This is a genomic window from Flavobacterium sp. Arc2 (assembly GCF_041431385.1).
Classification (GTDB): Bacteria; Bacteroidota; Bacteroidia; order Flavobacteriales; family Flavobacteriaceae; genus Flavobacterium.
In genome coordinates this window covers 142,529-166,177 of sequence record NZ_JASMRH010000002.1, presented here as the reverse complement: position 1 = coordinate 166,177, position 23,649 = coordinate 142,529, and the positions used below count along the sequence as shown (strand labels likewise).

Annotated in this window: 26 protein-coding genes; 6 read left to right on the top strand and 20 right to left on the bottom strand. The window is 34.8% G+C overall.

What is annotated here, in order from left to right:
• Positions 1–17 precede the first annotated feature (17 nt).
• Positions 18–1,886 (top strand): alpha-amylase family protein, encoded by a 1,869-nt coding sequence (locus QO182_RS02095; protein WP_371538691.1) that lies wholly within the window; start codon positions 18–20, stop codon positions 1,884–1,886.
• Between the two features lie 107 nt (positions 1,887–1,993).
• On the opposite strand, the gene QO182_RS02090 is transcribed toward QO182_RS02095, so the two are convergent.
• From QO182_RS02090 to rsfS, 7 genes are all read right to left on the bottom strand, one after another.
• Entirely contained in the window at positions 1,994–2,770 is a 777-nt protein-coding gene (locus QO182_RS02090) for a superoxide dismutase (RefSeq protein ID WP_371538690.1), read from the bottom strand.
• 8 nt (positions 2,771–2,778) lie between these two features.
• Positions 2,779–3,048 carry an acyl-CoA-binding protein gene (locus tag QO182_RS02085; protein WP_371538688.1) on the bottom strand — a complete coding sequence of 90 codons (270 nt, stop codon included), beginning with the start codon at positions 3,046–3,048 and terminating at the stop codon, positions 2,779–2,781.
• Entirely contained in the window at positions 3,048–3,701 is a 654-nt protein-coding gene (locus QO182_RS02080) for a phosphatidylserine decarboxylase family protein (protein ID WP_371559680.1), read from the bottom strand. Before QO182_RS02080 ends, QO182_RS02085 begins: the two co-directional genes overlap by 1 nt.
• Positions 3,691–4,536: a phosphatidate cytidylyltransferase gene (locus QO182_RS02075; RefSeq protein ID WP_371559678.1), complete on the bottom strand. Its 846-nt coding sequence runs from the start codon at positions 4,534–4,536 to the stop codon at positions 3,691–3,693. Before QO182_RS02075 ends, QO182_RS02080 begins: the two co-directional genes overlap by 11 nt.
• A 1-nt stretch (position 4,537) precedes the next feature.
• Positions 4,538–5,143: a lactate utilization protein B/C gene (locus tag QO182_RS02070; RefSeq protein ID WP_371538683.1), complete on the bottom strand. Its 606-nt coding sequence runs from the start codon at positions 5,141–5,143 to the stop codon at positions 4,538–4,540.
• A gap of 113 nt (positions 5,144–5,256) precedes the next feature.
• Entirely contained in the window at positions 5,257–7,182 is a 1,926-nt protein-coding gene (ftsH, locus tag QO182_RS02065) for an ATP-dependent zinc metalloprotease FtsH (protein WP_371559676.1), read from the bottom strand.
• An 18-nt stretch (positions 7,183–7,200) separates the two neighbouring features.
• Positions 7,201–7,572, bottom strand: a complete 372-nt coding sequence (gene rsfS, locus QO182_RS02060; RefSeq protein ID WP_074722868.1) for a ribosome silencing factor — start codon at positions 7,570–7,572, stop codon at positions 7,201–7,203.
• A 96-nt stretch (positions 7,573–7,668) separates the two neighbouring features.
• On the opposite strand from rsfS, the gene QO182_RS02055 reads away from it, so the two are divergent.
• Positions 7,669–8,397 (top strand): biotin--[acetyl-CoA-carboxylase] ligase, encoded by a 729-nt coding sequence (locus QO182_RS02055; protein ID WP_371538681.1) that lies wholly within the window; start codon positions 7,669–7,671, stop codon positions 8,395–8,397.
• Between the two features lie 83 nt (positions 8,398–8,480).
• Here QO182_RS02055 and QO182_RS02050 read toward each other — a convergent pair whose 3' ends face one another.
• Both QO182_RS02050 and pyrE read right to left on the bottom strand, forming a co-directional pair.
• Entirely contained in the window at positions 8,481–8,873 is a 393-nt protein-coding gene (locus QO182_RS02050) for an SRPBCC family protein (protein ID WP_371538679.1), read from the bottom strand.
• Between the two features lie 12 nt (positions 8,874–8,885).
• Positions 8,886–9,536 carry an orotate phosphoribosyltransferase gene (pyrE, locus tag QO182_RS02045; protein ID WP_371538678.1) on the bottom strand — a complete coding sequence of 217 codons (651 nt, stop codon included), beginning with the start codon at positions 9,534–9,536 and terminating at the stop codon, positions 8,886–8,888.
• A gap of 7 nt (positions 9,537–9,543) precedes the next feature.
• On the opposite strand from pyrE, the gene QO182_RS02040 reads away from it, so the two are divergent.
• Entirely contained in the window at positions 9,544–10,146 is a 603-nt protein-coding gene (locus tag QO182_RS02040) for an NUDIX hydrolase (protein ID WP_371538676.1), read from the top strand.
• Between the two features lie 7 nt (positions 10,147–10,153).
• Here QO182_RS02040 and QO182_RS02035 read toward each other — a convergent pair whose 3' ends face one another.
• A complete protein-coding gene (locus QO182_RS02035; RefSeq protein WP_371559674.1) occupies positions 10,154–11,881 on the bottom strand; it encodes a M14 family metallopeptidase in 1,728 nt (575 codons plus the stop codon).
• Positions 11,882–12,018: 137 nt separating this feature from the next.
• Here QO182_RS02035 and QO182_RS02030 point away from each other — a divergent pair, with 137 nt between their 5' ends.
• The gene (locus tag QO182_RS02030) at positions 12,019–13,365 is read left to right on the top strand and encodes a DEAD/DEAH box helicase (protein WP_371538673.1); all 1,347 of its coding nucleotides are present in this window, start codon (positions 12,019–12,021) and stop codon (positions 13,363–13,365) included.
• Positions 13,366–13,463: 98 nt separating this feature from the next.
• On the opposite strand, the gene eutC is transcribed toward QO182_RS02030, so the two are convergent.
• The 7 genes from eutC to QO182_RS01995 all read right to left on the bottom strand — a co-directional run bounded on the left by eutC (position 13,464) and on the right by QO182_RS01995 (position 20,022).
• Positions 13,464–14,204 carry an ethanolamine ammonia-lyase subunit EutC gene (gene eutC, locus QO182_RS02025; protein ID WP_371538671.1) on the bottom strand — a complete coding sequence of 247 codons (741 nt, stop codon included), beginning with the start codon at positions 14,202–14,204 and terminating at the stop codon, positions 13,464–13,466.
• Between the two features lie 14 nt (positions 14,205–14,218).
• Positions 14,219–15,595: an ethanolamine ammonia-lyase subunit EutB gene (locus tag QO182_RS02020; RefSeq protein WP_371538669.1), complete on the bottom strand. Its 1,377-nt coding sequence runs from the start codon at positions 15,593–15,595 to the stop codon at positions 14,219–14,221.
• A 47-nt stretch (positions 15,596–15,642) separates the two neighbouring features.
• The gene (gene eat, locus QO182_RS02015) at positions 15,643–16,944 is read right to left on the bottom strand and encodes an ethanolamine permease (RefSeq protein WP_371559672.1); all 1,302 of its coding nucleotides are present in this window, start codon (positions 16,942–16,944) and stop codon (positions 15,643–15,645) included.
• Positions 16,945–17,167: 223 nt separating this feature from the next.
• A complete protein-coding gene (locus QO182_RS02010) occupies positions 17,168–17,746 on the bottom strand; it encodes a PhnA domain-containing protein (RefSeq protein WP_371538667.1) in 579 nt (192 codons plus the stop codon).
• A 101-nt stretch (positions 17,747–17,847) separates the two neighbouring features.
• The gene (coaD, locus tag QO182_RS02005; protein WP_371538666.1) at positions 17,848–18,303 is read right to left on the bottom strand and encodes a pantetheine-phosphate adenylyltransferase; all 456 of its coding nucleotides are present in this window, start codon (positions 18,301–18,303) and stop codon (positions 17,848–17,850) included.
• A gap of 72 nt (positions 18,304–18,375) precedes the next feature.
• Entirely contained in the window at positions 18,376–19,041 is a 666-nt protein-coding gene (locus QO182_RS02000; protein WP_371559670.1) for a DUF421 domain-containing protein, read from the bottom strand.
• 9 nt (positions 19,042–19,050) lie between these two features.
• Complete coding sequence (locus tag QO182_RS01995; RefSeq protein WP_371559668.1) at positions 19,051–20,022, bottom strand: D-alanine--D-alanine ligase; 972 nt, start codon at positions 20,020–20,022, stop codon at positions 19,051–19,053.
• A 296-nt stretch (positions 20,023–20,318) separates the two neighbouring features.
• Between QO182_RS01995 and QO182_RS01990 the strand changes: the two genes are divergently transcribed.
• Both QO182_RS01990 and QO182_RS01985 read left to right on the top strand, forming a co-directional pair.
• Positions 20,319–20,936 carry a PASTA domain-containing protein gene (locus tag QO182_RS01990; RefSeq protein ID WP_371538659.1) on the top strand — a complete coding sequence of 206 codons (618 nt, stop codon included), beginning with the start codon at positions 20,319–20,321 and terminating at the stop codon, positions 20,934–20,936.
• Positions 20,926–21,966: an RluA family pseudouridine synthase gene (locus QO182_RS01985; RefSeq protein WP_371538658.1), complete on the top strand. Its 1,041-nt coding sequence runs from the start codon at positions 20,926–20,928 to the stop codon at positions 21,964–21,966. Before QO182_RS01990 ends, QO182_RS01985 begins: the two co-directional genes overlap by 11 nt.
• 147 nt (positions 21,967–22,113) lie before the next feature.
• Here the strand turns inward: QO182_RS01985 and QO182_RS01980 are convergent, their stop codons facing one another.
• The 3 genes from QO182_RS01980 to QO182_RS01970 form a co-directional block, all read right to left on the bottom strand.
• Positions 22,114–22,374 (bottom strand): hypothetical protein, encoded by a 261-nt coding sequence (locus tag QO182_RS01980; RefSeq protein WP_371559666.1) that lies wholly within the window; start codon positions 22,372–22,374, stop codon positions 22,114–22,116.
• 349 nt (positions 22,375–22,723) lie between these two features.
• Positions 22,724–23,335 carry an alpha-ketoglutarate-dependent dioxygenase AlkB gene (locus QO182_RS01975; protein ID WP_371559750.1) on the bottom strand — a complete coding sequence of 204 codons (612 nt, stop codon included), beginning with the start codon at positions 23,333–23,335 and terminating at the stop codon, positions 22,724–22,726.
• A complete protein-coding gene (locus QO182_RS01970; RefSeq protein ID WP_371538656.1) occupies positions 23,311–23,640 on the bottom strand; it encodes an Ada metal-binding domain-containing protein in 330 nt (109 codons plus the stop codon). Before QO182_RS01970 ends, QO182_RS01975 begins: the two co-directional genes overlap by 25 nt.
• Between the last annotated feature and the right edge of the window lie 9 nt (positions 23,641–23,649).

Here is a 23,649-nt window from a genome sequence, read left to right as displayed (position 1 = left end):
AGTAATACCCACTATAAATGATTAAAAAAACGATTCTTATTACAGGGATAAGTTTAATTCTTGTCACTGCAGCTTGTAAGACTACAGCTTTACCAATGAATACAGAAAAAGAAAATACCACAACAGAGAATAAAATTGTTGTCTATCAGGTTTTTACCCGTTTATTCGGAAATAAAAATACAAATAACAAACCGTGGGGAACCATTGAAGAAAATGGAGTAGGGAAGTTTAATGATTTTACAGATAAAGCACTTGATGAAATCAAGGATTTAGGTGTGAGTTATATTTGGTACACTGGAGTACCACACCACGCATTGGTGAGAGATTATACTGCAATTGGTATTTCAAATGATGACCCCGATGTTGTAAAAGGAAGAGCAGGTTCACCTTATGCAGTAAAGGATTATTACAATGTAAATCCTGATTTAGCTGTTAATCCAGCACAACGGTTAGAAGAGTTTGATGCATTAATTGCGAGAACGCACAAAGCGGGGCTGAAGTTGATAATTGATATCGTGCCCAATCATATTGCACGAAAGTATGAAGGAAAAAATAATCCTGAAGGTGTTAGAGACTTTGGTGCTGATGATGATAAAACAGTTGAATATAAAAAAGACAATAACTTTTATTATATTCCCAATTCTCATTTTGAAGTACCAGATACAGCTCCACCCTTAAATGGAGAAGTAAATACGTTAAGCGATGGCAAATTTACTGAAATTCCGGCTAAATGGACTGGTAATGGTTCTAGGTTAGCTAAACCGGATAAGAACGACTGGTACGAAACAGTAAAAGTGAATTACGGCATTCGTCCGGATGGTTCCAAAGATTTCCCGGAACTTCCTACAGGATATGATACAAAATCGGTGGTGGAGCATTTTGAATTTTGGAAAGGTAAAGAGGTCCCTAATTCTTGGAAAAAATTTAAGGATATTGCCTTGTTTTGGACAGCAAAAGGAGTGGATGGATTTCGATATGATATGGCAGAAATGGTTCCTTATGAGTTTTGGAGTTATATGAACTCCGCAATTAAGATGCAGAATCCAGATGCTTTTTTATTGGCAGAAGTATACAATCCTAATGAGTATCGCAATTATATTCGCTTAGGAAAAATGGACTATCTCTATGATAAAGTAGAAACCTATGATAAATTAAAAGATGTAATTCAGGGAAGGGCATTGCCTGATGGACTTTCAGACATTCAAAACGGAATGAAAGATATTGAACATCATATGCTGCAATTTTTAGACAACCATGACGAACAACGTTTGGCTAGTCCAGAATTTGCAGGTACGCCAGAAAAAGGAAAACCTTTGATGGTAGTTTCCACAACAATAAATTCAGCGCCTACAATGATTTATTTTGGGCAGGAAGTGGGCGAGGCCGCTAATGAAAATGGTGGTTTTGGTACACATTCTAGAACTTCAATTTTTGATTATGTTGGTGTACCAAGTCATCAACGATGGATGAATAACGGTAAATTTGACGGAGGACAGCTTACAGATAAGGAAAAGTCACTCAGAGATTTTTATAAAAGACTACTTAATTTGGCTGCCAATAGTTCTGCATTAATGGGTGAATTTCAAGAAATTCAAACCGTGAATAGAGAATCAACCTTGGGTTTTGATCCAGGTATTTATGCATTTACACGCTGGTCAGATACTCAAAAACTAATTGTAATTACTAATTTTTCTTGGCTTACTACTAGTAACTTCGAACTTAAAATCCCCGCAGATATTATAACAAAATGGAATTTAAAAGACGGTGAGTACACGATTACAGACCAACTTTATAATAAAAGTGCAATACAGTTGCAAGTGGTTAATGGGGAAGGAAAAGCACGAGTTAATATTGGACCTTCAGAATCTTTTATTTACCAACTGTAAGACCTTTTTTAATTGATTAGTTCTTCAAAATTAAGCGATTAAACTAAAAAATGCTGATGCGCTACCAAAGTAGTTTGCATCAGCATTTTTTTATTTAGTATAGATTTTTAGTATTTTCGCCTTAAGGCCGCCTCGTAATTTTCTCCTACTTTATCCCAATTAATTACATTAAAAAAGGAATCAATATAGTTTCTTCTTCTGTATTGGTATCCTAGGTAGTAGGCATGCTCCCACAAATCCAATGCTAATATTGGAGTTCCTGGAATTGGAGCGTTTTTCATTAAAGGATTATCTTGATTTTGAGAACTTGTTACTTTTAGTTTTCCAGATTTATCAATAACTAGCCAAACCCAGGCAGAACCAAATTGTTTTGTCGCTTCGCTTTTAAAAGTAGTTACAAAATTTTCATACGAACCAAAATCTCTTGATATTATGCTTGCCAACGTGTCTTTAGGTTTGCCTCCTTTATTAGGAGCCATTGATTTCCAATATAAGGTATGGTTGTAATAACCTCCGGCATTGTTTCTTAAATCAGTGTTGTTCAAGTCTAACTTTGCTAATATATTTTCGATAGGCTGATTTTGATATTCAGTCCCGGCAATCGCATTATTAAGATTATTAGTGTACGTTAGATAATGCTTTGAATAATGCATTTCTAAGGTCAAAGGTGATATTGTAGGTGCCAATGCATCATAAGCATAAGGCAGTTTTTCTAATTGAAACGAACCTTTATTTGCTCTTACATCGTCAGGAAACCCAATAGTTACTTTTTCTTGGGCAGTTGGCAATGGAACTTCCACTACTTCTGTTAGTTTTTTGTTGTTACAAGAAACTAAAAAGTTAAGCAGTAGAAAGCAAGATAGTAAAAAAGGTATTTTTTTCATTGATAGTATTATATTTTCAAAAGCGAATTGATTATTTCAATATACTGCTCTTTTGCTTCGTCTGCGGATAAATGACTGATTTGTATCCAAGCATTAGTTTTAAAAGCATCTCTTAAATGATACGTTGATGTTTGTCTAGGTTCTAAAGTGCCTAAGGTAGCCTGTTTGTAGCTGGCATAGAGACGCAGTTGTACATCTTGTGGTAAAGATGCTTGGGTCATTTTGGAAGCCACGTTAACGGCTTCCAGGAACCTATTATCTAATTCTTTTGCATTCATTATTCTTTTGTTGCGATAATAGTTTTCCCTCCAATTGCTTTTTGATTAAGTACAACATTGATTGGAGTTCCAATAGGTAAAAACAAATCGACTCTTGAACCAAATTTAATAAAACCAGCATCACTCCCTTGGACAACCTGCATACCTACTTCAGCATAATTCACGATTCTTCGAGCTAAGGCACCGGCAATTTGACGATATAGAATAGTTCCGAATGTATTGTTTTCAACTACGATAGTTGTTCTTTCGTTTTCTTCACTGGCTTTTGGATGCCAAGCAACCAAAAATTTTCCAGGATGATATTTGCTGAATTTTACAATTCCGCTTATTGGGTAACGCGTTACGTGCACATTGATAGGTGACATAAATATCGAGACTTGCAAACGCTTGTCTTTGTAATATTCACCTTCGTAAACTTCTTCTATTACAACTACTTTCCCGTCAACTGGAGCTAATATTTGGTTTTCATTGCGTATAACAGATCTTTTAGGGTTTCTAAAAAATTGTAAGATGATTACTAATATTAAAAAAGCAGCAATTTGAAGTATCATTTTAAGCCACACAGTGTCAATAAAATAGTCAGATAGTAATAAGGCAGTTGCTGTAAAAATTATACCTAGTACAATAGTCTTGGTTCCTTCTTTATGAAACATAATTTAAAATTTGATAAAATAAAAATACAATTGGTGCTACAAATATAACACTATCTAGTCGATCTAGCACGCCACCATGGCCCGGCATTATTTTTCCGCTATCTTTTACTCCCGCAAAACGTTTGAATTTAGATTCGATTAAATCACCGATGGTTCCAAAAATGCCAACAATTAGGGCTATAATAATCCAAATGTAGATTTTACCTTCGGCGATTTGGATGTAATATTTTGAAATTAAGTAACTGGCAATAACACAAAAGACAACTCCACCGATAAAACCTTCTATTGTTTTTTTTGGGGATATACGTTCGAATAGTTTTGTTTTCCCAATTGACTTTCCGACGATATAAGCAAAGCTATCATTCGTCCATATTAGTATAAAGATACTAATAAGAATTTTGGGGTTGTAACCATTTATTCCAAACGGAATTTTTGTCATGATAACAAAGGGAAGTATAATATAACCTATTAGGTAAATGTATTTTGAAAAGGAGTCTATTTTAACCGTTTTACTATCAAAAAGAAAATGAATGCATTTAATAAAAACAAACAGTGTACAACAAAGAACAACCAGGTCGAATGTTTTGTTAAACTTTAACTGGTAAAGTACGCCGCTTGTGGCAATCGTTATTTCATAAAAGAAAGTATAAGTTGCAGCAGCAAGTATAAAAGGAATTATTTTTTGAATCTGTACTAAATTACAAAACTCTACGGTAGCGATAAGCAGAAATACGCCAAACAGAATGAAAAAACTTTCTGTTGAAAATAGGATGCAAGTTATTAATAAAATAACATAAACAGCGCCGGAAATAGATCTCTTAAGGGTTTCATTCATTTTAAAGATCTTCTAAAAGCAGCAAATAAAGATTTTTTGCAGAACTACCATATTGGGTAAAGTCTTCTTCTTTTGCTTTTTCAAAATATTTTATAGCAGTAATATTCGTTGGGATATCTCCTTCGTACTTCTTTTTTATAGCACTAAGCCCATCGCTTTTTATAGCAAGTATTTGGGAAGTTGTTGCTAAAACAACAATATTAATAGGCAACTCATTGGGTTTGTCTTGTTTGATCTGTTTTGAACAAAATAAGATAGAACCTTCTTCTGCAATTAGATTTTCGCAATTTGAAAAAAGGAACTTAGGGTTGGGTCTCTTTTCGTGACTGAGTTTGTTTTCATCCAGTATATTGAAAAGTTTGGGTTCATGACACAGTACATTACTTTCGTACCAGTCATTTTCTTGAAGAATATTTTCGAATTGTTCTTTAACCTCTTCTAAATTTTCGCAGTATAAAAACTTACCACCGTTTTTTTTGAAATTATAGATAAATTGTTCATCGATAGACATACTTGTCGTGTCTGGAAGGAAAGTACTATTCTCTTTCTCTTTTTCCTCATGTGAAGATGAAATACTAGAACCAAAAATTTTTCTGAAAAGACTCATATTATGTTAAGGTACTTTTTATATTAAGTTGAAACCGTTCAAAGATAAAAAAATCTTAATTCAAAAGCGGATTTTGAATTAAGATTTTAAAAATAATTAAATTAGTGTTTTATTTAAGATACTGTTTCTTCAAGGTTTTTATCAAATGCCCTCTTTCCGAAAATAGCTTCTAAATCATCTTTAAAGATAACTTCTTTTTCAATTAGTATATCTGCTAGTTGGTTTAGCTTGTCTTTATTCTCTTCTAAGATTTCAATAGCTCTTTGGTACTGTCCTTCAATAAGTAGCGAAATTTCAGTATCAATAATTTTTGCAGTTTCTTCAGAATACGGTTTAGAGAAATTATATTCCCCTTGTCCCGTTGAATCATAATAGGTAACATTTCCTATTTTATCGTTCAATCCGTAGATGGTTACCATAGCACGTGCTTGTTTGGTTACTTTTTCTAAATCGCTTAAAGCACCTGTAGAAATTCTACCAAAAGTGACTTTTTCAGCTGCTCTTCCTCCCATAGTAGCGCACATTTCGTCTAACATTTGGTCAGCACGAACAATTAAACGCTCTTCAGGCAAGTACCATGCCGCTCCAAGACTTTGCCCTCTAGGAACAATAGTTACTTTGATAAGTGGTGCTGCATGCTCTAACATCCAACTTATTGTTGCGTGTCCCGCTTCATGGATAGCAATTGCTTTCTTTTCTCCAGGAGTTACAATTTTGTTCTTCTTTTCTAAACCACCTACTATTCTATCGACAGCATCTAAGAAATCTTGTTTGTCAACCGCAGTTTTGTTATATCTGGCAGCAATTAATGCTGCTTCATTACAAACATTAGCGATGTCAGCTCCTGAGAAACCTGGTGTTTGTTTAGCCAAAAATTCAGTATCAAGACCCTCCACTTTTTTCAATGGTGCAAGGTGTACTTTGAATATTTCAGCACGCTCACGTATGTCTGGTAAATCTACAAAGATTTGTCTGTCAAAACGACCAGCACGCATCAACGCTTTATCTAAAACATCTGCTCTGTTTGTTGCCGCTAATACAATTACATTTGAATTGGTACCAAAACCGTCCATCTCAGTAAGTAATTGGTTCAACGTGTTTTCTCTTTCGTCATTTCCGCCTGACATATTGCTTTTTCCTCTTGCTCTACCTACTGCGTCAATTTCATCAATGAAAATGATTGCAGGAGATTTTTCTTTTGCTTGTTTGAATAAATCACGTACACGTGACGCACCCACACCTACAAACATTTCAACAAAATCAGAACCTGACAAAGAGAAGAAAGGTACTTGTGCTTCTCCAGCGACTGCTTTTGCTAATAAAGTTTTTCCAGTTCCAGGAGGCCCTACAAGTAAGGCTCCTTTTGGTATTTTACCACCAAGATTAGTGTATTTCTCTGGGTTTTTCAAGAATTCGACAATTTCTTGTATCTCTTCTTTTGCCCCCTCGAGTCCTGCAACATCTTTAAATGTAGTTTTTACGTCTGTTTTTTCGTCAAAAAGTTTTGCTTTAGATTTTCCAATATTGAAAATTTGTCCGCCGCCGCCGCCGCCGCCGCCTGACATTTTTCTCATAATAAAAATCCAAACACCAATGATAATGATGATAGGCAGTAAACTGATGAAGATGTCAGACCAATTACTTTTTGACAAGAAATTGAAATCTTGCAATTTACCTTCACTAACTGCTGCTTCTAACTTGGTTTGTAATATTTCATCATTACCAATTACAAAAGTGTAGTGCGGTCCTTTGTTAGGGCTGTCAAATATATCTTTTGCAACTTTTTTATTTTCAGTTAATTTTAATGCACTAGCTGTAAGGAAAACTTCAGCGTCCGCTTTATTGTAAACAATTACTTTTTCAATTTCGCCTTTATCTAAAAGCTCATTAAATTTTGATGATGTTATATGTGCTGGTTCTTGTAAACTGGAGCTACCAGTTACAAAACTAATAAATAAGAAAATAAGTAGTATGGCTGTATAAACTAGCCAAGGGCTTACTTTAAATTTGTTAGGAGTAGGATTGTTATCTTTAGCCATTCTTCTGTTTTTCTTTCTTTAGTATTTGTTTTCTATTGTAGTTATTTTTGCATCTCCCCACAAACTCTCAATATTGTAATATTCGCGTATTTGTTTTTGGAAAACATGAACTACTATATTAACATAATCCATAAGTACCCATTCTGCATTGTCAGATCCCTCAACATGCCATGGTTTATCTTTTAATTCTTTTGAAACAGTTTTTTGAATGGAGTTAACAATTGCGTTAACTTGTGTGTTTGAGTTTCCGTTGCATACAACAAAATAGTCGCAAACTGCGGTGTCAATATCTCTTAAGTCGAGAATATCTATGTCATTTCCTTTTACTTCTTCGATTCCCTTAATAATGTTTGCCAGAAGGTCATCATTATTTATAGTCTTTTTTGCCATGAATTATTTTTATATAAGTTTGTAAAGTTACCATTTTTTGTGATTATTTTTGGCTCTTAACATAATATTAAATTCTGTTCCATAAATAACTACAAAATGAAACTAATCAAACTCGGTGCCATAGATTCAACAAATGAGTTTCTTAAAGGATTATCAAATAGGCAAGAGCTAGATAATTTCACCGTTGTAATTGCCGAGAAACAAACCAAAGGAAAAGGGCAAATGGGGTCTGTATGGGACTCTGAGGAGGGTAAGAATCTAATATTGAGTGTTTTTATCAAGGATCCATTGTTAAATGTAAATCATATTTACAATCTCAATATTGCTGTAGCAGTATCGGTTGTTAACGTTTTAGAAAGCTATAATATTCCTGAATTAAGTATAAAATGGCCGAACGACATTATGTCATATAATTTTAAAATTGGTGGCATTTTGATAGAAAACAGCCTCAAAAGTGACGGAGCTGTTTCTTCTGTTGTGGGTTTAGGGCTAAATATTAATCAAACAAATTTCGAGAATTTACCGAAAGCGTCGTCATTAGCTGTTATTTGTAAAAGTCAGTTTGATAAAGAACAACTGCTTTTTGATATTATAGAAAAGATGAAGCAAAATATTGTTTTAGTACAGAAGCAACCAGAGGCTTTATGGATAAAGTACACTGAGAGACTTTTTAAAAAAGGTGTTCCAATGCCTTTTAAAGATAATTATGATAAAAAGTTCATGGGAATTATTCAGGGTGTATCTGCAATTGGAAAGCTGCAGGTGCTTTTAGAGGACGATAGTATATGTGAATACGGTATTAAAGAAATTCAAATACTTTACTAATTACAGGCAGTCGATTTCTATGGGGATAAAAAAAAGCCTTTTAGTTTGTGCTAAAAGGCTTTAAATATTATGTGGGTCAATATTTATAATTTTGACATATTGTTTGCTAATGCTTCGATAAATTTACCAATAGGTCCTTTTATCATCATCGCCATCATAGGGTTGAAATCACCTTCAAAATCAAGTTTCACGGCGCTTGAGCTATCTGAAACAGCATCAATGTTTGCTATTAAAGTGAAAGGTAGTTTATCGCTTGCAGCTCCAAGTACCACTTTGCTTGGTGCTACTTTTTCTTTCATTTTTAATTTGATCTCTGGCATCCCTTTTAATCCAAAAATAAAAGCATCTTCTCCGATTACCTCAAATTTAGCGATGTTATCCGGCATTAATTTTTCAAAGCTTTTTACATCAATCAATAAATCGAATAATTCTTGGGCTGATTTTTGAACAGTAACTTTTGGACTTTCTAAGTTCATATTGTGGTTGTTTTATTTATTTTCAACACCCCAAGTAGATGGAGAAACACTCCATTCTCTAAGTGTTTTTTCTTCTTTTTCTGTGATATAACTTTTGGCAACAGCCAGATTCAACAAGTTTTGATAATTGCTCAAAGTGTATAAATCAATTTTTGCATCTTTAAAGTTTTGTTCAGCTACATCAAAACCATAGGTAAAGATAGCTGCCATTCCTTTAATATTTGCGCCAGCTGCACGCAAGGCTTCCACGGCATTTAAGCTGCTGTTTCCTGTGCTGATTAAATCCTCAACAACGACTACATTTTGTCCTTTTTGTAAGAAACCTTCTACTTGATTTTGACGTCCGTGTTTCTTTGCTTCTGGGCGTACATATACAAATGGAAGTCCCATGCTCTCGGCAACAAGTATCCCAATTCCTATTGCTCCAGTAGCAACACCGGCAATAACATCTGGTTTTCCAAATTGTTTTTCAATATTTTTAGAAAATTCATCTCGGACGTAATTTCTTATCGTTGGAAATGAGAGGATTAGGCGGTTATCACAATAAATAGGTGATTTCCATCCAGAAGCCCATGTAAAAGGATTTCCTGGATTCAATTTAATTGCATTTATTTGTAAAAGCAATTCGGCTGTTTTTTCGGCAGTATCTTTATTAAAAATCATAATACAAATGTATAAAGTTTTTGTTAACGACAAACCACTTTTTTTGACAAATAAAATTTCAAAAGAAACAGATTTTCAATTGTTCTTACTGGAAAGTATAGACATTGAGCAACTTATCGTAAAAATATTTCAAAATAAAATTCAAAAAGCCTATCTCTATCATCCAGATGAAAAGGAAATTATGAAGACTTTGAAAGCTAAAATTCCTGTTTGCAAAGCAGGAGGAGGCTTTGTCTATAATAAAAAGGGAGAGATTTTATTCATTTTCAGGAATGGAAAATGGGATTTACCGAAGGGAGGTATTGAGAAAGGAGAGGAAATTGAAAATACCGCGATGCGTGAAGTGGAGGAAGAGACTGGAGTAAATCTATTAAGAGTTACAAAAAAACTTCAAAAAACCTATCATGTTTTCAAACGCAACGGGAAATACAAGCTTAAAATTACCCACTGGTTTGAGATGCAATCTGATTTTGAAGGTGTGCCTCAAGGCCAGCTAGAAGAAGGTATCGAGAAAGTAGCTTGGTTGAAGCCAGAGGAAGTTCCAATGGCTTTAAAAAATTCGTATGAAAACATCAAATTATTGTTTGAAGAAGAAGCTCATGTTGAATAGTGCTTTTTTATAAAACACGATAGATAGGGTACTGTAAATGGGCTTTTTCATAATAGACTGAGTGTTTGTAAACCCACTCTAATTGTGCCTGGGGACTTTTTGTGAAAATAGAATCGGTGATTTTTTTCTGTTCCATTTCCGCTTTTAGTTGCGGGCTGTCTTTTAATATTTGGGCTGCAGTATCCTCAAAAACATAATCAGAGTACCCCTCTTTTTGTTGTAACATGGTGTCAAAAAAGTTCCAATTGAAAAAAGAATCAATTCCTTGAGGCTCTAAGGTTTCCAATAGATATTTTACACCTTTTTGTTGGGTGTTGACCACATAATCTCCTTTGGTGAAAGCCACTGTTTCGTTTTTAGTAATTACTTTAGTGTCTCGATGAATATAGTGTCCTTCATAGGGAGCTGCCGAGGTCTTATAATCGGCAATTTTATAACTTTGCACTTCAATCAGGGTGTCGTTTTTTAACTGCGAAAACGCAATATTATTACTTTTTAATAAGTCAATCACATTCCAAAACGCTTTTGGAATGATATACGCTTCAGGAATAATGATTTCGTTTACAGATTTGTATTCTTTTAAATAAGGAATGTCTTTTTTGTATGGTTTAGTTCTATCGTAGAACAACCGATTTCCATTAGTCACTTCACTTTTTTTATGTCCAGCTTCGAAACCTAAAAACGAAAATTTAGAGGTTTTTGTGGTGTCAATTTCCCATTTGATGGTATAGGAATTTTTAGGCGCATATTGTTCTTCGTTTTTCAAGCGCATTTGTTTAATTTTTTGGTAATTGGTATCCATAAAATCAATTGTGGAGCGCATGTAATCGTAGGTTGCTTTTACGCGATCAGCATATTTTTTTAACATGTGTGTTTCTACGACAAAACCTATGGTATTAAATAATGATGTGTAACCTGTTGAATATCTAGGGCTATCAAAAAATTGCATAAAACCATTGTCTGGTGTTTCGCTGAATGCATTAACATAAGGAGTAGTGGCCACGTTTTTTTTCTGTAAATCAAGAACAATCGAAGGCATCATTTCAGTATCCAGATAGCGGCCTAAAACGGTTCCTAACTGGTTTTGCTGTGTCATGATATAGGTTAGTTTGTATTGATAGTCAGCACCATTACTTACATGATTGTCAATAAAAACATCGGGGTTTAGTTTATGAAAGAGTTCAGCAAAACTTTTTGTATTTCTCGTATCCGATTTAATGAAATCCCGATTCAAATCATAATTTCGGCCATTACCACGAAAACCATAGATTTCTGGCCCATCCTGATTTGCTCTTGTAGTCGAATTTCTATTCAAAGCTCCGCCGATATTATAAACGGGGATAGTGGACACAATTGTGTTTTTTGGAGTTTTTATTTTTCCTAAAGCCAAATCTCGAAATAATTGCATCGTAGCATCAATACCATCGGGTTCTCCTGCATGAATGCCATTATTTATCAATAAAATGGCCTTGTTTTTTTGAATTTCACGAAGATTAAAAGACTTTTTAGAATTAAAAATCACTAAATGTAAGAGCTCTCCACTATCTGTTGCTCCCATTTTTAGTATTTTTATGGAAGGAAAATCATTAGCCAATAGAGTGTAATAATCGATGGTTTCCTGATACGTTGCCGATTGATTTCCATTTCCTTTTTCGAAAAAAGTACTGTATTTAGTATCGTTTTGAGCAAAATTTGCCAGAGAAAATAGTAGGAATAGAACAGTTAAGAATCTCATATCTAGTTTTATTATGGTGTAAGCCAAATGTAATATTTTTTTAAGGCTAATTTAAAAGATAGATTTCATAAAAATGAAAAAGAGGTCTGAATACTAAAAACTGAGGACTGAGCACTTTTTTTAATTACTTTTGCAAAATGAATAAGAGACACCATTCCAATAATATACTTTTGAATTTAGGGATCGAAAACCTAAATGAAATGCAGGAAGCAGCACAAGAAACGATCTTAAATGATAACAATGTTTTGTTGCTTTCACCTACAGGTTCAGGGAAAACCCTAGCTTTTTTATTACCTATATTAGAAATGTTACAACCCGAAATCCTTTCGGTTCAATGTTTAATTCTGGTTCCTTCAAGAGAATTAGGATTGCAAATTGAGCAAGTTTGGAAAAAAATGGGTACAGATTACAAAGTAAATGTATGTTACGGAGGTCACTCTATCGAGACCGAAATAAAGAATTTAAGTAATCCGCCAGCTGTTTTAATAGGAACTCCGGGGCGTATTGCAGATCATATTGACAGAGGTACTTTTAGAACTGATAAAATTCAGACCTTGATTTTAGATGAGTTTGACAAATCACTGCAATTGGGTTTCCATGAGCAAATGTCATTTATAATTGGGAAACTAACGAAACTGAACAAACGCGTTTTAGTTTCGGCTACTTCAGATATTGAGATTCCAAAATATACCAGAGTTGTAAATCCGACGATTTTAGACTTTATTCCAGAAAACGAGCAAGAAAGTAATCTTTCGACAAAATTGGTTGTTTCTAAGGAAAGAGATAAGATAGGGAGTTTGTTTAATCTTATTTGTTCGTTGAAATCGCAATCGGCTATTGTTTTTTGTAACCATAGAGATGCTGCAGAGCGTATTAGTGATACTTTAAACGAAAAGGGCATCTATTCTACTTATTATCACGGCGGAATGGATCAAGACGAGAGAGAACGGGCCTTAATCCAATTTAGAAATGGAAGTGTGAGTTACTTAATCACTACTGATTTAGCTGCTCGTGGTCTTGATATTCCTGAAATGAATCATGTTATCCATTATCACTTACCTTCAAAAGAGGATGAGTTCACGCATAGAAACGGTAGAACGGCGCGTATGCTTGCTACGGGAACAGCCTATGTGATTGCTCATGAAAGTGAGAAAAAAGTGGACTATATTAATTACGGAATGGAAGTTTTTAAAGTAGAAGATACGGTTTCATTGCCAAAACCTCCAGAGTTTCAAACGATCTACATAAGTGGCGGAAAGAAGAATAAATTAAATAAAATCGATATTGTAGGTTTCTTTTCTCAAAAAGGAAAATTAGAAAAAGGCGATTTAGGATTAATTGAAGTAAAAGATTTTATTTCTTTTGCGGCAGTCAAATTTAATAAAGTAAAAGACTTGCTTCATAACATCCAGGATGAAAAAATGAAAGGGAAAAAGTTCAAAATCGAAGTGGCTAGAAAAGTGATTAAGAAAGAAGAGGAATAGATTTAGTAGCAATCTTAAATCTATTTAATAATTTAAAAACCTACAATTTTTGATGTTTAAAGAACGTCTAAAGTTGTAGTTTTTTTATTAATTTAAATTTATTCAGATACGTAATAATCAGTAAAATCATCTTTTAAAGCCACACCCGATATTTGTCTGCTAACCATTTGTTGTATCAAATAGGTTAATTTTTGAGCCGCAAATTCATAGGGTAATCCATCACGTTGAATGTTAGAAACACAATTTCTTTTTTCATCTGTGTTTCCTTTTTTTGGATTTAAAGTGATGTAAGCTCCCATACTTGTAGGGGAACTCAAACCTGGTCTTTCTCCAATTAATATCAAAGCAATTTTAGAATCTAAAATTTCTCCAATTTCATCCGAAATGGCTACTCTTCCATATTTCACAACAATTATGGGTCCGATATCTTTGATTTTTAGTTTCGGAAGCAACACTTCGATTAGCTTCATTGCATGAAGATTCACTGCTTCTGCCGAAAGTCCATCAGCAATAATGATGCATAAATCTGCTTTTTTTTGGGGATATTCTTTTAGTTGGGTACAGCTTTGATCATGGAGTACCCGTCCTTTATTTGGATTTCGAAGATATTCACTGGTATTTGTAATCTGACTTTGTGTGAAAACGATGTTTAATCCAATTTTTTTTGCATCTTCCTTGATATTTAGAACATCTATTTCGGTACTTATCGCATCTTTTGCAAGAGCATGTGCCATCCGCAATTGTAATACTTCATTGGTAGGTAGTGCATTTCCAGCTCTACCAAGTGCAATTCTTGCATTGGTAAATTCTTTTAATTGATGCCAGTTGTCTAATTCCATACTTTTAAATAGTATTACCGTTTTATTAGTTCTAATAATTTATTCTGATTTTGGGAAAGCAAGAGTTCGTTTTTGTGATTCATAATTCCCATATTGATAAGCCATTCTTCAAATTCAGGTGCGGGTTTCAAACCCAGCAATTTTCTAATATATAAGGCATCGTGAAAGGAAGTACTTTGATAATTAAGCATAATATCATCTGATCCCGGAATTCCCATTATGAAATTACAACCTGCAGTTCCTAAAAGCGTCAATAAAACGTCCATATCATCTTGATCTGCTTCGGCATGATTGGTATAGCAAACGTCACAGCCCATTGGTAAACCCATTATTTTGGCACAAAAATGATCTTCTAGACCAGCTCTAATTATTTGTTTTCCATCATATAAATATTCAGGTCCAATAAAACCCACTACTGAGTTCACTAAAAAAGGATCAAAGGCACGGGCCACGGCATAAGAACGTGCTTCGAGCGTTTGTTGATCTATTCCATAGTGTGAATTAGAAGAAAGAGAGCTGCCTTGTCCTGTTTCAAAGTACATAACATTAGTACCAATAGTTCCTCGGGATAAAGATTGTGCGGCTTCATATCCTTCTTTTAGTAGCGCTAAATTGATTCCGAAACTCGCATTTGTTTTTTCGGTTCCTCCAATAGATTGAAAAACTAAATCTACGGGAGCGCCTTGTTCAATTGCCATAATGGTATTGGTTATATGACTAAGGACGCACATTTGTGTGGGAATTTGATACTGCAATCGCATATCGTCGAGCATCTTCAATAAATTTATTTGAGTGGTGATATTATCAAAAGCAGGATTGATACCAATCAGTGCATCTCCATTTCCATAAAATAAGCCATCAATTACTGAGGCTAAAATTCCTTTGACATCATCTGTTGGGTGATTAGGTTGAAGTCGTGTGGATAAATGTCCTTTCAGACCAACGGTACTTCGGAATTTTGTAATCACCTCACATTTTGAACTCACCAAAATTAGATCTTGCAAGCTCATGATTTTTGAAACAGCAGCTGCTATTTCCGGAGTTATTGCTTTCTGCAAAGCAGTGAGTTCTTTTTTTTGTATTTTATTGTCGAGTAAATAATTGCGAAAATCACCTACGGTAAGATGTGCTATATTTTTGAAACCCTCTTTATCGTGAGTATCAAAAATCAAGCGGGTTATTTCATCAATTTCATACGGAATTAAGGGATTGTTCAAGAATTCACTGATGGGTAAGTGAGCCAATGCCATTTGAGCGGCTACCCGTTCTTGATAAGATTGTGCAGCAATCCCAGCCAGTTGATCGCCAGAACGCAAGGGAGTGGCTTTCGCCATTAATTCGGCTAAAGAATTGAAAACAAAAACAGTATTATTTACAGTATGTTTAAACATTGTTATGATTTATCATGCTTAATAATGTTGGAAGAGGTATAAAATTACTATTCTGATTTATAGAAAATCTTGAACAATAAATAGCCTAAAAGTATTGCTCCAAAATACCATAAAGCCAAAATAGGATTGAAATAAATCATTGCTATTAATGAAATAAGACCAATTAATAATGCAGTAATGGGTAGAACAGGATATAAAGGTACAACAAAAGGACGTTCTAAGTTGGGTTCTGATTTTCTTAATCGAAGTAGCGACATCATCGAAAGAATATATAATGTAAGCGCTCCAAAAACAGCTATAGTTATTATTTCGCCCGTTTTATTGGTAAATAAAGCGGCAATTCCTATAAGTGTATTTACAATTAACGCGTTGGCAGGAGTTAGAAATTTAGGATGTACTTTGCCTAGGAATTTTGGCGCGAAGTCTATTTTTCCAAATTCCATAGTGGCTCTTCCTCCAGCAAGTATTAGTCCGTGGAAAGACGCTATTAGACCAAAAAGTCCAACTCCTATCAGTAAATGGTACATCATACTATCTGTTGATAGCGCCATTCCCATAGCCATTGGTAACTGAGAATCGGATAAACTGCCATCTCCTTTGTAAACTACTTTTTCCCAGCCTCCAACGCCTATGGTTGCTGTAAAAACCATAACGCATAATACCACAAGAGTCAGTATGGCGCTCCCAAATCCTTTGGTAATATCTTTTTGAGGATTTATCGTTTCTTCGGCTACATTTGCCACGCCTTCAATACCAAGAAAAAACCATATTGCAAAAGGGATAGCAGCAAAAACACCTTCCCAACCATTTATACTTGCATTAAGGGTGAATTTTTCGGAAGAAAAATGAGGAATTGTTACGCCAAAGAATAGTATTAATTCGGCGACAGCTAATATGGTAATAAATAATTCAAATGTAGCGGCGATTTTTACGCCAAAAATATTTAGAGCTGTAAATAATAGATATGCTATAATTGCTGTAGGTAAAATGGGGATTTGAGGGAAAGAAAGATTTAAATACGCGCCAATAGCTATAGCAATTGCAGGTGGGGCGAATACAAATTCTATAATTTGTGCCAGTCCAGTAATAAACCCTATGTCTTTGCCAAATGCTCTGTTAGCATAATCAAAACCACCACCTGCTTTAGGGATGGCACAAGATAATTCACAATAGGAAAAACTAAAACAAACGTACATGATTGTTATGATGAAAGTGGCGATTGCCATTCCAAAAGTGCCTCCTTTCTCCAATCCTAAATTCCAACCAAAATACATTCCTGAAATCACATAACCTACTCCAAGCCCCCACAGTAATACGGGTGAAAGTGTTTTTTTTAGATGTGCACTCATAAAATATATTTTGAATTATTTGTAGTTAAGAAGTTAAAACTATAAATATTATTTCAAATAAATTCACTTTGACGGATTATTGTTATGTGGCATTGGTGTTATTGATGAATAATTTATTTTTTAACTTTTGAATACGGATATAATAATATATTTAAGGTTAAAACAAAAAAAATACGTTTTGAATTTTCAAAACGTATTTTTTTATGCAATCTGAATTTTAAAACTATATTTTCTTCACGTATTGTGTAATGATTACGATCGTTTGCCCGTCTACTTTACCTTCAATGAATTCGGCATTTTCATGATCTAGTCTGATGTTACGCACCGCAGTTCCCTGTTTTGCTACCATACTTGAACCTTTTACTTTTAAATCTTTGATCAAAACTACTGAGTCACCAATTTCCAGAATAACTCCGTTGCTGTCTCTGTGGATGACTTTGTTTTCATCTTCTTCTCCTTCACCCGTCGCTTGAGCCCAGGCTAAAGTATCTTCGTCAAAATACATTTGGTCGATTAATTCTTGAGGCCAACCCGCAGAACGCAAACGGCTCAACATTCTCCAAGAAACTACTTGCACTGCAGTATGCTCGCTCCACATGCTGTCGTTAAGACATCTCCAATGGTTTAGATCTTCATTTCCCGGTGTTTCGATTTGGTCAATACAGGTACTACAAGCCATTATACTTTCGTCTAATCCGCCTTTTTTAGTAGGTAGAACTTCGTATACTTTTAGGTTTTCAGTTGCTGCACAAAGTTCACATTTCGATCCGCTTCTTTTGTTTAATTCTCTTTCTATGCTCATTGTTGAAATTTGTTATGATTTGGCGAAAATACGGTTATTTAAGTATTTCCTCTAGTTTTATGCTATTTAGTGTCTGTTTATTGCAAACGGAACACTAATGACTACTTAACTCTCACGGCTTTTGGAACTAACATTTGGTATTCACCGCCGTTTCTTAATACGTCACGGACAATGCTGGAACTGATATAGGAAGTACGTGCTGCGGTAAGTAAAAATACCGTTTCTATTTTTGACAAATGTCTGTTTGTGTGTGCGATGGCTTTTTCGAATTCAAAATCGGCAGGGTTACGTAAACCACGCAGAATGAAATCCGCTTTGATTCTATGACATAAATCAATCGTCAGTCCTTCATATGTAATCACCGTAACTTTTGGTTCGTCTTTGAATGTTTCCTCGATAAAACGCTTTCGGTCTTCTAGGGAAAACATGTATTTTTTTTCGGCATTAACACCAATTGCAATAACTATTTCGTCAAAAAGAGAGACTCCTCTTTTTATAATGTCTTCGTGTCCTAATGTTATAGGATCAAACGATCCAGGAAATATGGCTTTTCTCATTGAGGTTTATTCTTAATCATCAAATTTAAAATAATAAATTAGATTTAAGTTATACGAGTTGTTTTAATTGCTTTAACCCACTCTTGTTTTTTGCAGTGGTGGCATATCGCTACTCCTGGTTTTTTTTTCTTCTGTAAAACCACAAAAGGTACAGGGATAGATTCCGCTTTCAGCTATCATTTTACTCTTAGCATTAAACAAAAAGGGGAGTATGGGTAAGCCAAATTTTACTTCTTCATCTTCATAGTAAAAGGTGCTGATTTCGCCAGAAGTTTCCATAAAAGCATTTTTTACTTGCCCTAAATGTTCAATAGATTTTAGACGGAGTTCCGAGAAAAATTCATCTTGCGCTAAGCTTTCTTTTTTGAATGTAGTGATTGAAAATCTCCCCTCATTAATTATACATTCTGTTTTTCCTTCTATAAATTCTTCAAAAGTTTTGTTCTTTGCAGCTAGCCAAGTTATCATTCTATACAGAAGAATGATAACTACAAACACTGTAATTGCGGGAAGAATTCCAACGTCTTCATAAAGCATGGGGTCACCGGCAGCAGATCCTAATGCAATAATAATTACAGTTTCAAAAACAGAAAGTTGTTTAACGCCTCTTTTTCCTGCAATTTTTAAGGTCAGCAAAAGCACAGTAAACATTATTACGGAACGAAAAATGACCTCGAAAAGAAAAATTTCGGGTAGATCGTTAAATAAAATGCGACTCCATTCAAAAATATCCTTCATGAATTATTATTATTTTAGAGCTAATTCTATTGCATTGGTAAACAAATCCTCCAGAGGAATTCCCGCTGCCAACGATTGTTGCGGAATTAGGCTTTCTGGTGTCAAACCTGGAATAGTGTTCATCTCTAACATGAAGGGCTCGTCATTTACAATGATAAATTCTGTTCTAGAGAAGCCTTTCATTTTTAGCAGTTCGTAGGCTCTTTTAGCGATAGCACCTACTTTCTCCGTCATTTCATCAGAAATTCTGGCCGGTGTAATTTCTTGTGATTTTCCAAGATATTTTGCCTCGTAATCAAAGAAATCATTGTCTGAAACAATTTCAGTGATAGGTAAAACGGTTATTATTCCTTTGTAGTTGATAACACCCACGGTAACCTCGGTCCCGTCAAGGAAGCTTTCTATGATGATTTCGTTGTCTTCCTGATAAGCCACCTCGATGGCAATAGGCAATTCAGCTTCGGTTTTTACTTTTGAAATTCCAAAACTGGATCCTGCTTTATTTGGTTTTACAAAACAAGGCAATCCTACTTTTTTTACAATTTCGTCTGTATAGATTTTGTCCCCTTTATTTAAGTAATACGAAACGGCACTTTTTATACCGTATGGTTTTAACACAGAAAGAAAATCTCTTTTATTGAAGGTAAGTGCTGACTGGTAGTAATCACAAGAGGTTTGTGGAATTTCTAGCAATTCAAGATAGGCTTGCATAAGTCCGTCTTCACCTGGAGTTCCATGTATGGCATTGAAAACGCAGTCGAAATTAATTTTAGTGCCGTCAACAGTAACTGAAAAATCATTTTTATCGATGGGGAATTCTGTTTCGGCATCGTCTACGTAAACCCATTTTTCTTTTAAAATATGGACGCAAAACCCTTTGTATTTGTTTTTATCTAAAAATTGGTATACTACATTCCCACTGATTAGGGATATTTTATATTCACTGGAATAACCGCCCATGATAATGGCAATGTTTTTCATTCTTTTTTGTTTTAGGTTTAGAGTATTTTTTCAACTCAAATTTATGTTTTGAAAACGAATTGAACTAGCCCTGATAGAAGCGACATCCTTTTCTTGTTCTCGTTTTTTAACGAGAGCAGGAAAAGATATAGCGGATAGCAGGAAATAGCTCCTAATTAATGTCTGCTTTGCTAAGTAACATTTTAAAAATGTATTTCTAACAAGGCTGCTAACGGACGTTAAATAGTATTAAACAAAATTATCATTTTTTTTGAAACGAATAAGGTATATCTTTGCCGTATTATAAAAATAAATTTATGAGTTTACGTAAATATCTTACCAGCCGTGTGTTTCTTGTTCAAGTATTTCTAGCCGTTTTGATAATTGCCGTTTTGGGATTTCTCTTTATGCACTGGTTGACTTTTACTACAGATCACGGAAATGAAATTACAGTTCCTAATTTGAGTAAATTAACGGAGGAGCAAGTCGAAGAAAAACTGGATGAGTTAGATCTTGATTATGTATTACTGGATAGCGTGAATTATAAAAGCGACTACCCTAAGTTTTCTGTTGTACAACAGGATCCTTTGCCAGGGGCTAAAGTGAAAGTAGGGAGAAAAGTCTATATTAAAATTAACAGTTCTGGGTTTTCATCCGTGAAAATTCCTGATTTAATAAATAAAACGTATCGTGAAGCGGTTCCTACTTTAAAAGCGTTAGGACTTGAAGAAGGAACGATTACCTATGTGCCAAATCTTGGAAAAGACATGGTGCTAGAAATGCGTTTCAAGGGTAGAAATATAAAACCGGGGGATAAAGTCTTGAAGTCTTCTAAAATCGATTTGGTTTTAGGTGACGGGAAAGCGAGTTATGAAGAAGATTTAGGAACGGATGAGAGTGCAAATCCAACAGAAGAATTACCAAATGAACAATAATGTAGAGTCAGTTGACTTAGAAGAAGAATTATACGAACACTTTAAATTTGAAGTTCCTAAAGGACAAGCACCTTTGCGAATTGACAAATACCTGATGAGCTTGATTCAAAATGCAACCCGAAATAAAATTCAAATTGCAGCTACGGAAGGAAATATTTTTGTGAACGATGCGACCGTAAAGTCAAATTACAAAGTAAAAGCTTTTGATGTAGTACGTGTGATGCTGACGCATCCGCCTTATGAAAATCATATTATACCGGAGAATATTCCGCTAGATATTGTTTATGAAGATGATACCTTGTTGTTGATTAACAAAAAACCAGGAATGGTTGTTCATCCCGGACACGGAAATTATACTGGAACTTTAGTGCATGCGTTGGCTTATCATTTTGATAATTTGCCAATGAACAGCAGCGAAAGACCTGGACTAGTACACCGAATTGACAAAGACACTTCAGGATTATTGGTTATTGCTAAAACGGAAGCTGCCATGTCACATTTGGCCAAACAATTTGAAGCTAAAACATCCGAAAGGGAGTATGTGGCTCTTGTATGGGGGAATGTAGTTGCTGATGAAGGAACTATTGAAGGTAATGTGGCACGTCACGTAAAAGACCGTATGCAAATGGCTGTTTTTTCTGATCCTGAAATAGGGAAGCCAGCAGTTACACATTATAAGGTTTTGGAACGTTTTGGTTATGTGACATTGATATCATGCCAACTGGAAACGGGAAGAACACATCAAATACGTGTTCACTTAAAGCACATTGGTCATACTTTATTTAATGACGAGCGTTATGGCGGTCATTTGATTTTGAAAGGAACGACGTTTACTAAATACAAACAGTTCATAGACAATTGTTTTAAAATATTACCAAGACAGGCTTTACATGCCAAAACGCTTGGATTTGTTCATCCTACAACGGGTGAGATGATGCGTTTTGATACGGAACTGCCTCAAGATTTTCAAGATTGTATTGAGAAATGGAGAGGGTATTCTAAAACTAATTTAACAGAAGAAGGCGAGTAAAGTCTTGGCCTACTGTAGGATTGTCTCAGATATTGACGTAAATGAAAATCCCTCTTGATAACAATCGAGAGGGGTTTTTTATGTTTTAATTACTTTTAGTAATAGGACTGAGTTAAATCCAGCAATGATTAATATATAGTAAACTAATTACTTGGTTTGTTGCAATTCAACTTTTTTATTGTCTAAAAACAGTCTGCAGCTTACAGAGAAAAAACCTGAGAGATTGGTTTTAATATTTAGTTCTGCTCCATTTGTAGCTGTTAGTTTTCCGGTCATTTGACTTGGAGTAATGAAATTTAATTGTTCGTCCTGTAATTGATTATTTACAAATAATTTTTCGCCAGTAAACCAGCCGTTACGTACTTTTATTTCAGAACCTTCATAGGTTGCAATCCATTCACTTTTCATAATAGTATTGTTTTTTGGTTATGTTTATGGGAAACAAATTATTTACTAACTAACAGTGTTAATGTAAATAGAGTTACTGTTTACTTATTCAGTGCTTTTAAAATGCGTTCTTCATTTATGATTATATCTCTAAAAAGGACATGTGGAAATACTTGATATTTTGATGTTTTGAATACTTCAATAATTTTTAACAATGTTGATTACTAGATTCTACTTCTGGATTATTTCCCACGACAAAAAATGATATCCAAAAGTATTTTAGTTTACTCGTAAATAAAAGGATTGTAAAGTTGGAATCCAATACCCCCTTTTAGTGATATTGCCATATACTCTTAACGCAAGCAGTAGCTTACTTCAACTCAATTGTTCTAAAAGTGAGGTTCACTCTCGGAGTAGTGACGCGTGTAGTAGGAGGTAGGCGGTGCAACCAATGAGTCTGGGTTGTACCTTTCATCACTAACAAGCTGCCGTGAGCTAAGATTTTTGACACAGTTTCCTTGCTGTCTTTATATTTGAAGGCAAACTTTCTTTCTGCACCAAAGCTCACTGAGGCAATTGCTCCGTTTTTCTTAAGATCTTTCTCGCCATCACTGTGCCAAGCCATGCCTTCATTACCGCTATGGTATAAATTGAGCAGACAGGAATTGTATGTTTCCCCTGTTTTTTCTTCTACAAGGGATTTTAATTTCAGCAACTCGGGAGTCCAGATTAAGGCTTGCTTAGTGGTATTAGAATAGGTATAGTTAAAATTGGTATCGCCGTACCAAGCTACTTTTCTTTTAGTAATAATGAGTTTACCAAAGATGATGGCTTCGTCATTTTTCCAGGCAATGGTTTCCAATAAGTTCTTTAGATAAAAGTTGGCTTCCTGCAACGGCATGATGTGGCCATAATAGAGCACCGTTCCGTCTTTAGGGAGCAGGTTTTGGTTTTCGTCTAATCCGGTGCTGAATAAATCCATTGTTTGTATGCTGTTTTCATGCAATGACCACAAGGTCGGAAATTGTTTTGAATTGCTTCTGCCTCAGAGGTAAAAAACACTCGATTTTCTTTTTTTAGTCGCTTGCCTGATTTGAAGCGCGAAGTTCCTTGAATTTTAAGGTTGCTGTTTCCTGCCCACTCTGAAAAAAGGCCTTGAAAATGGAAGGGACTCAGATGTACTATGGCAGCAACTTCATCACGGTTGAGTTTGTCTTTAAAATTCTGGATGATATAGTCTATTGCTGCTGCAATGCGATTGTCATTAATAGTTTGCTGCGGATTCATTCTATTTCA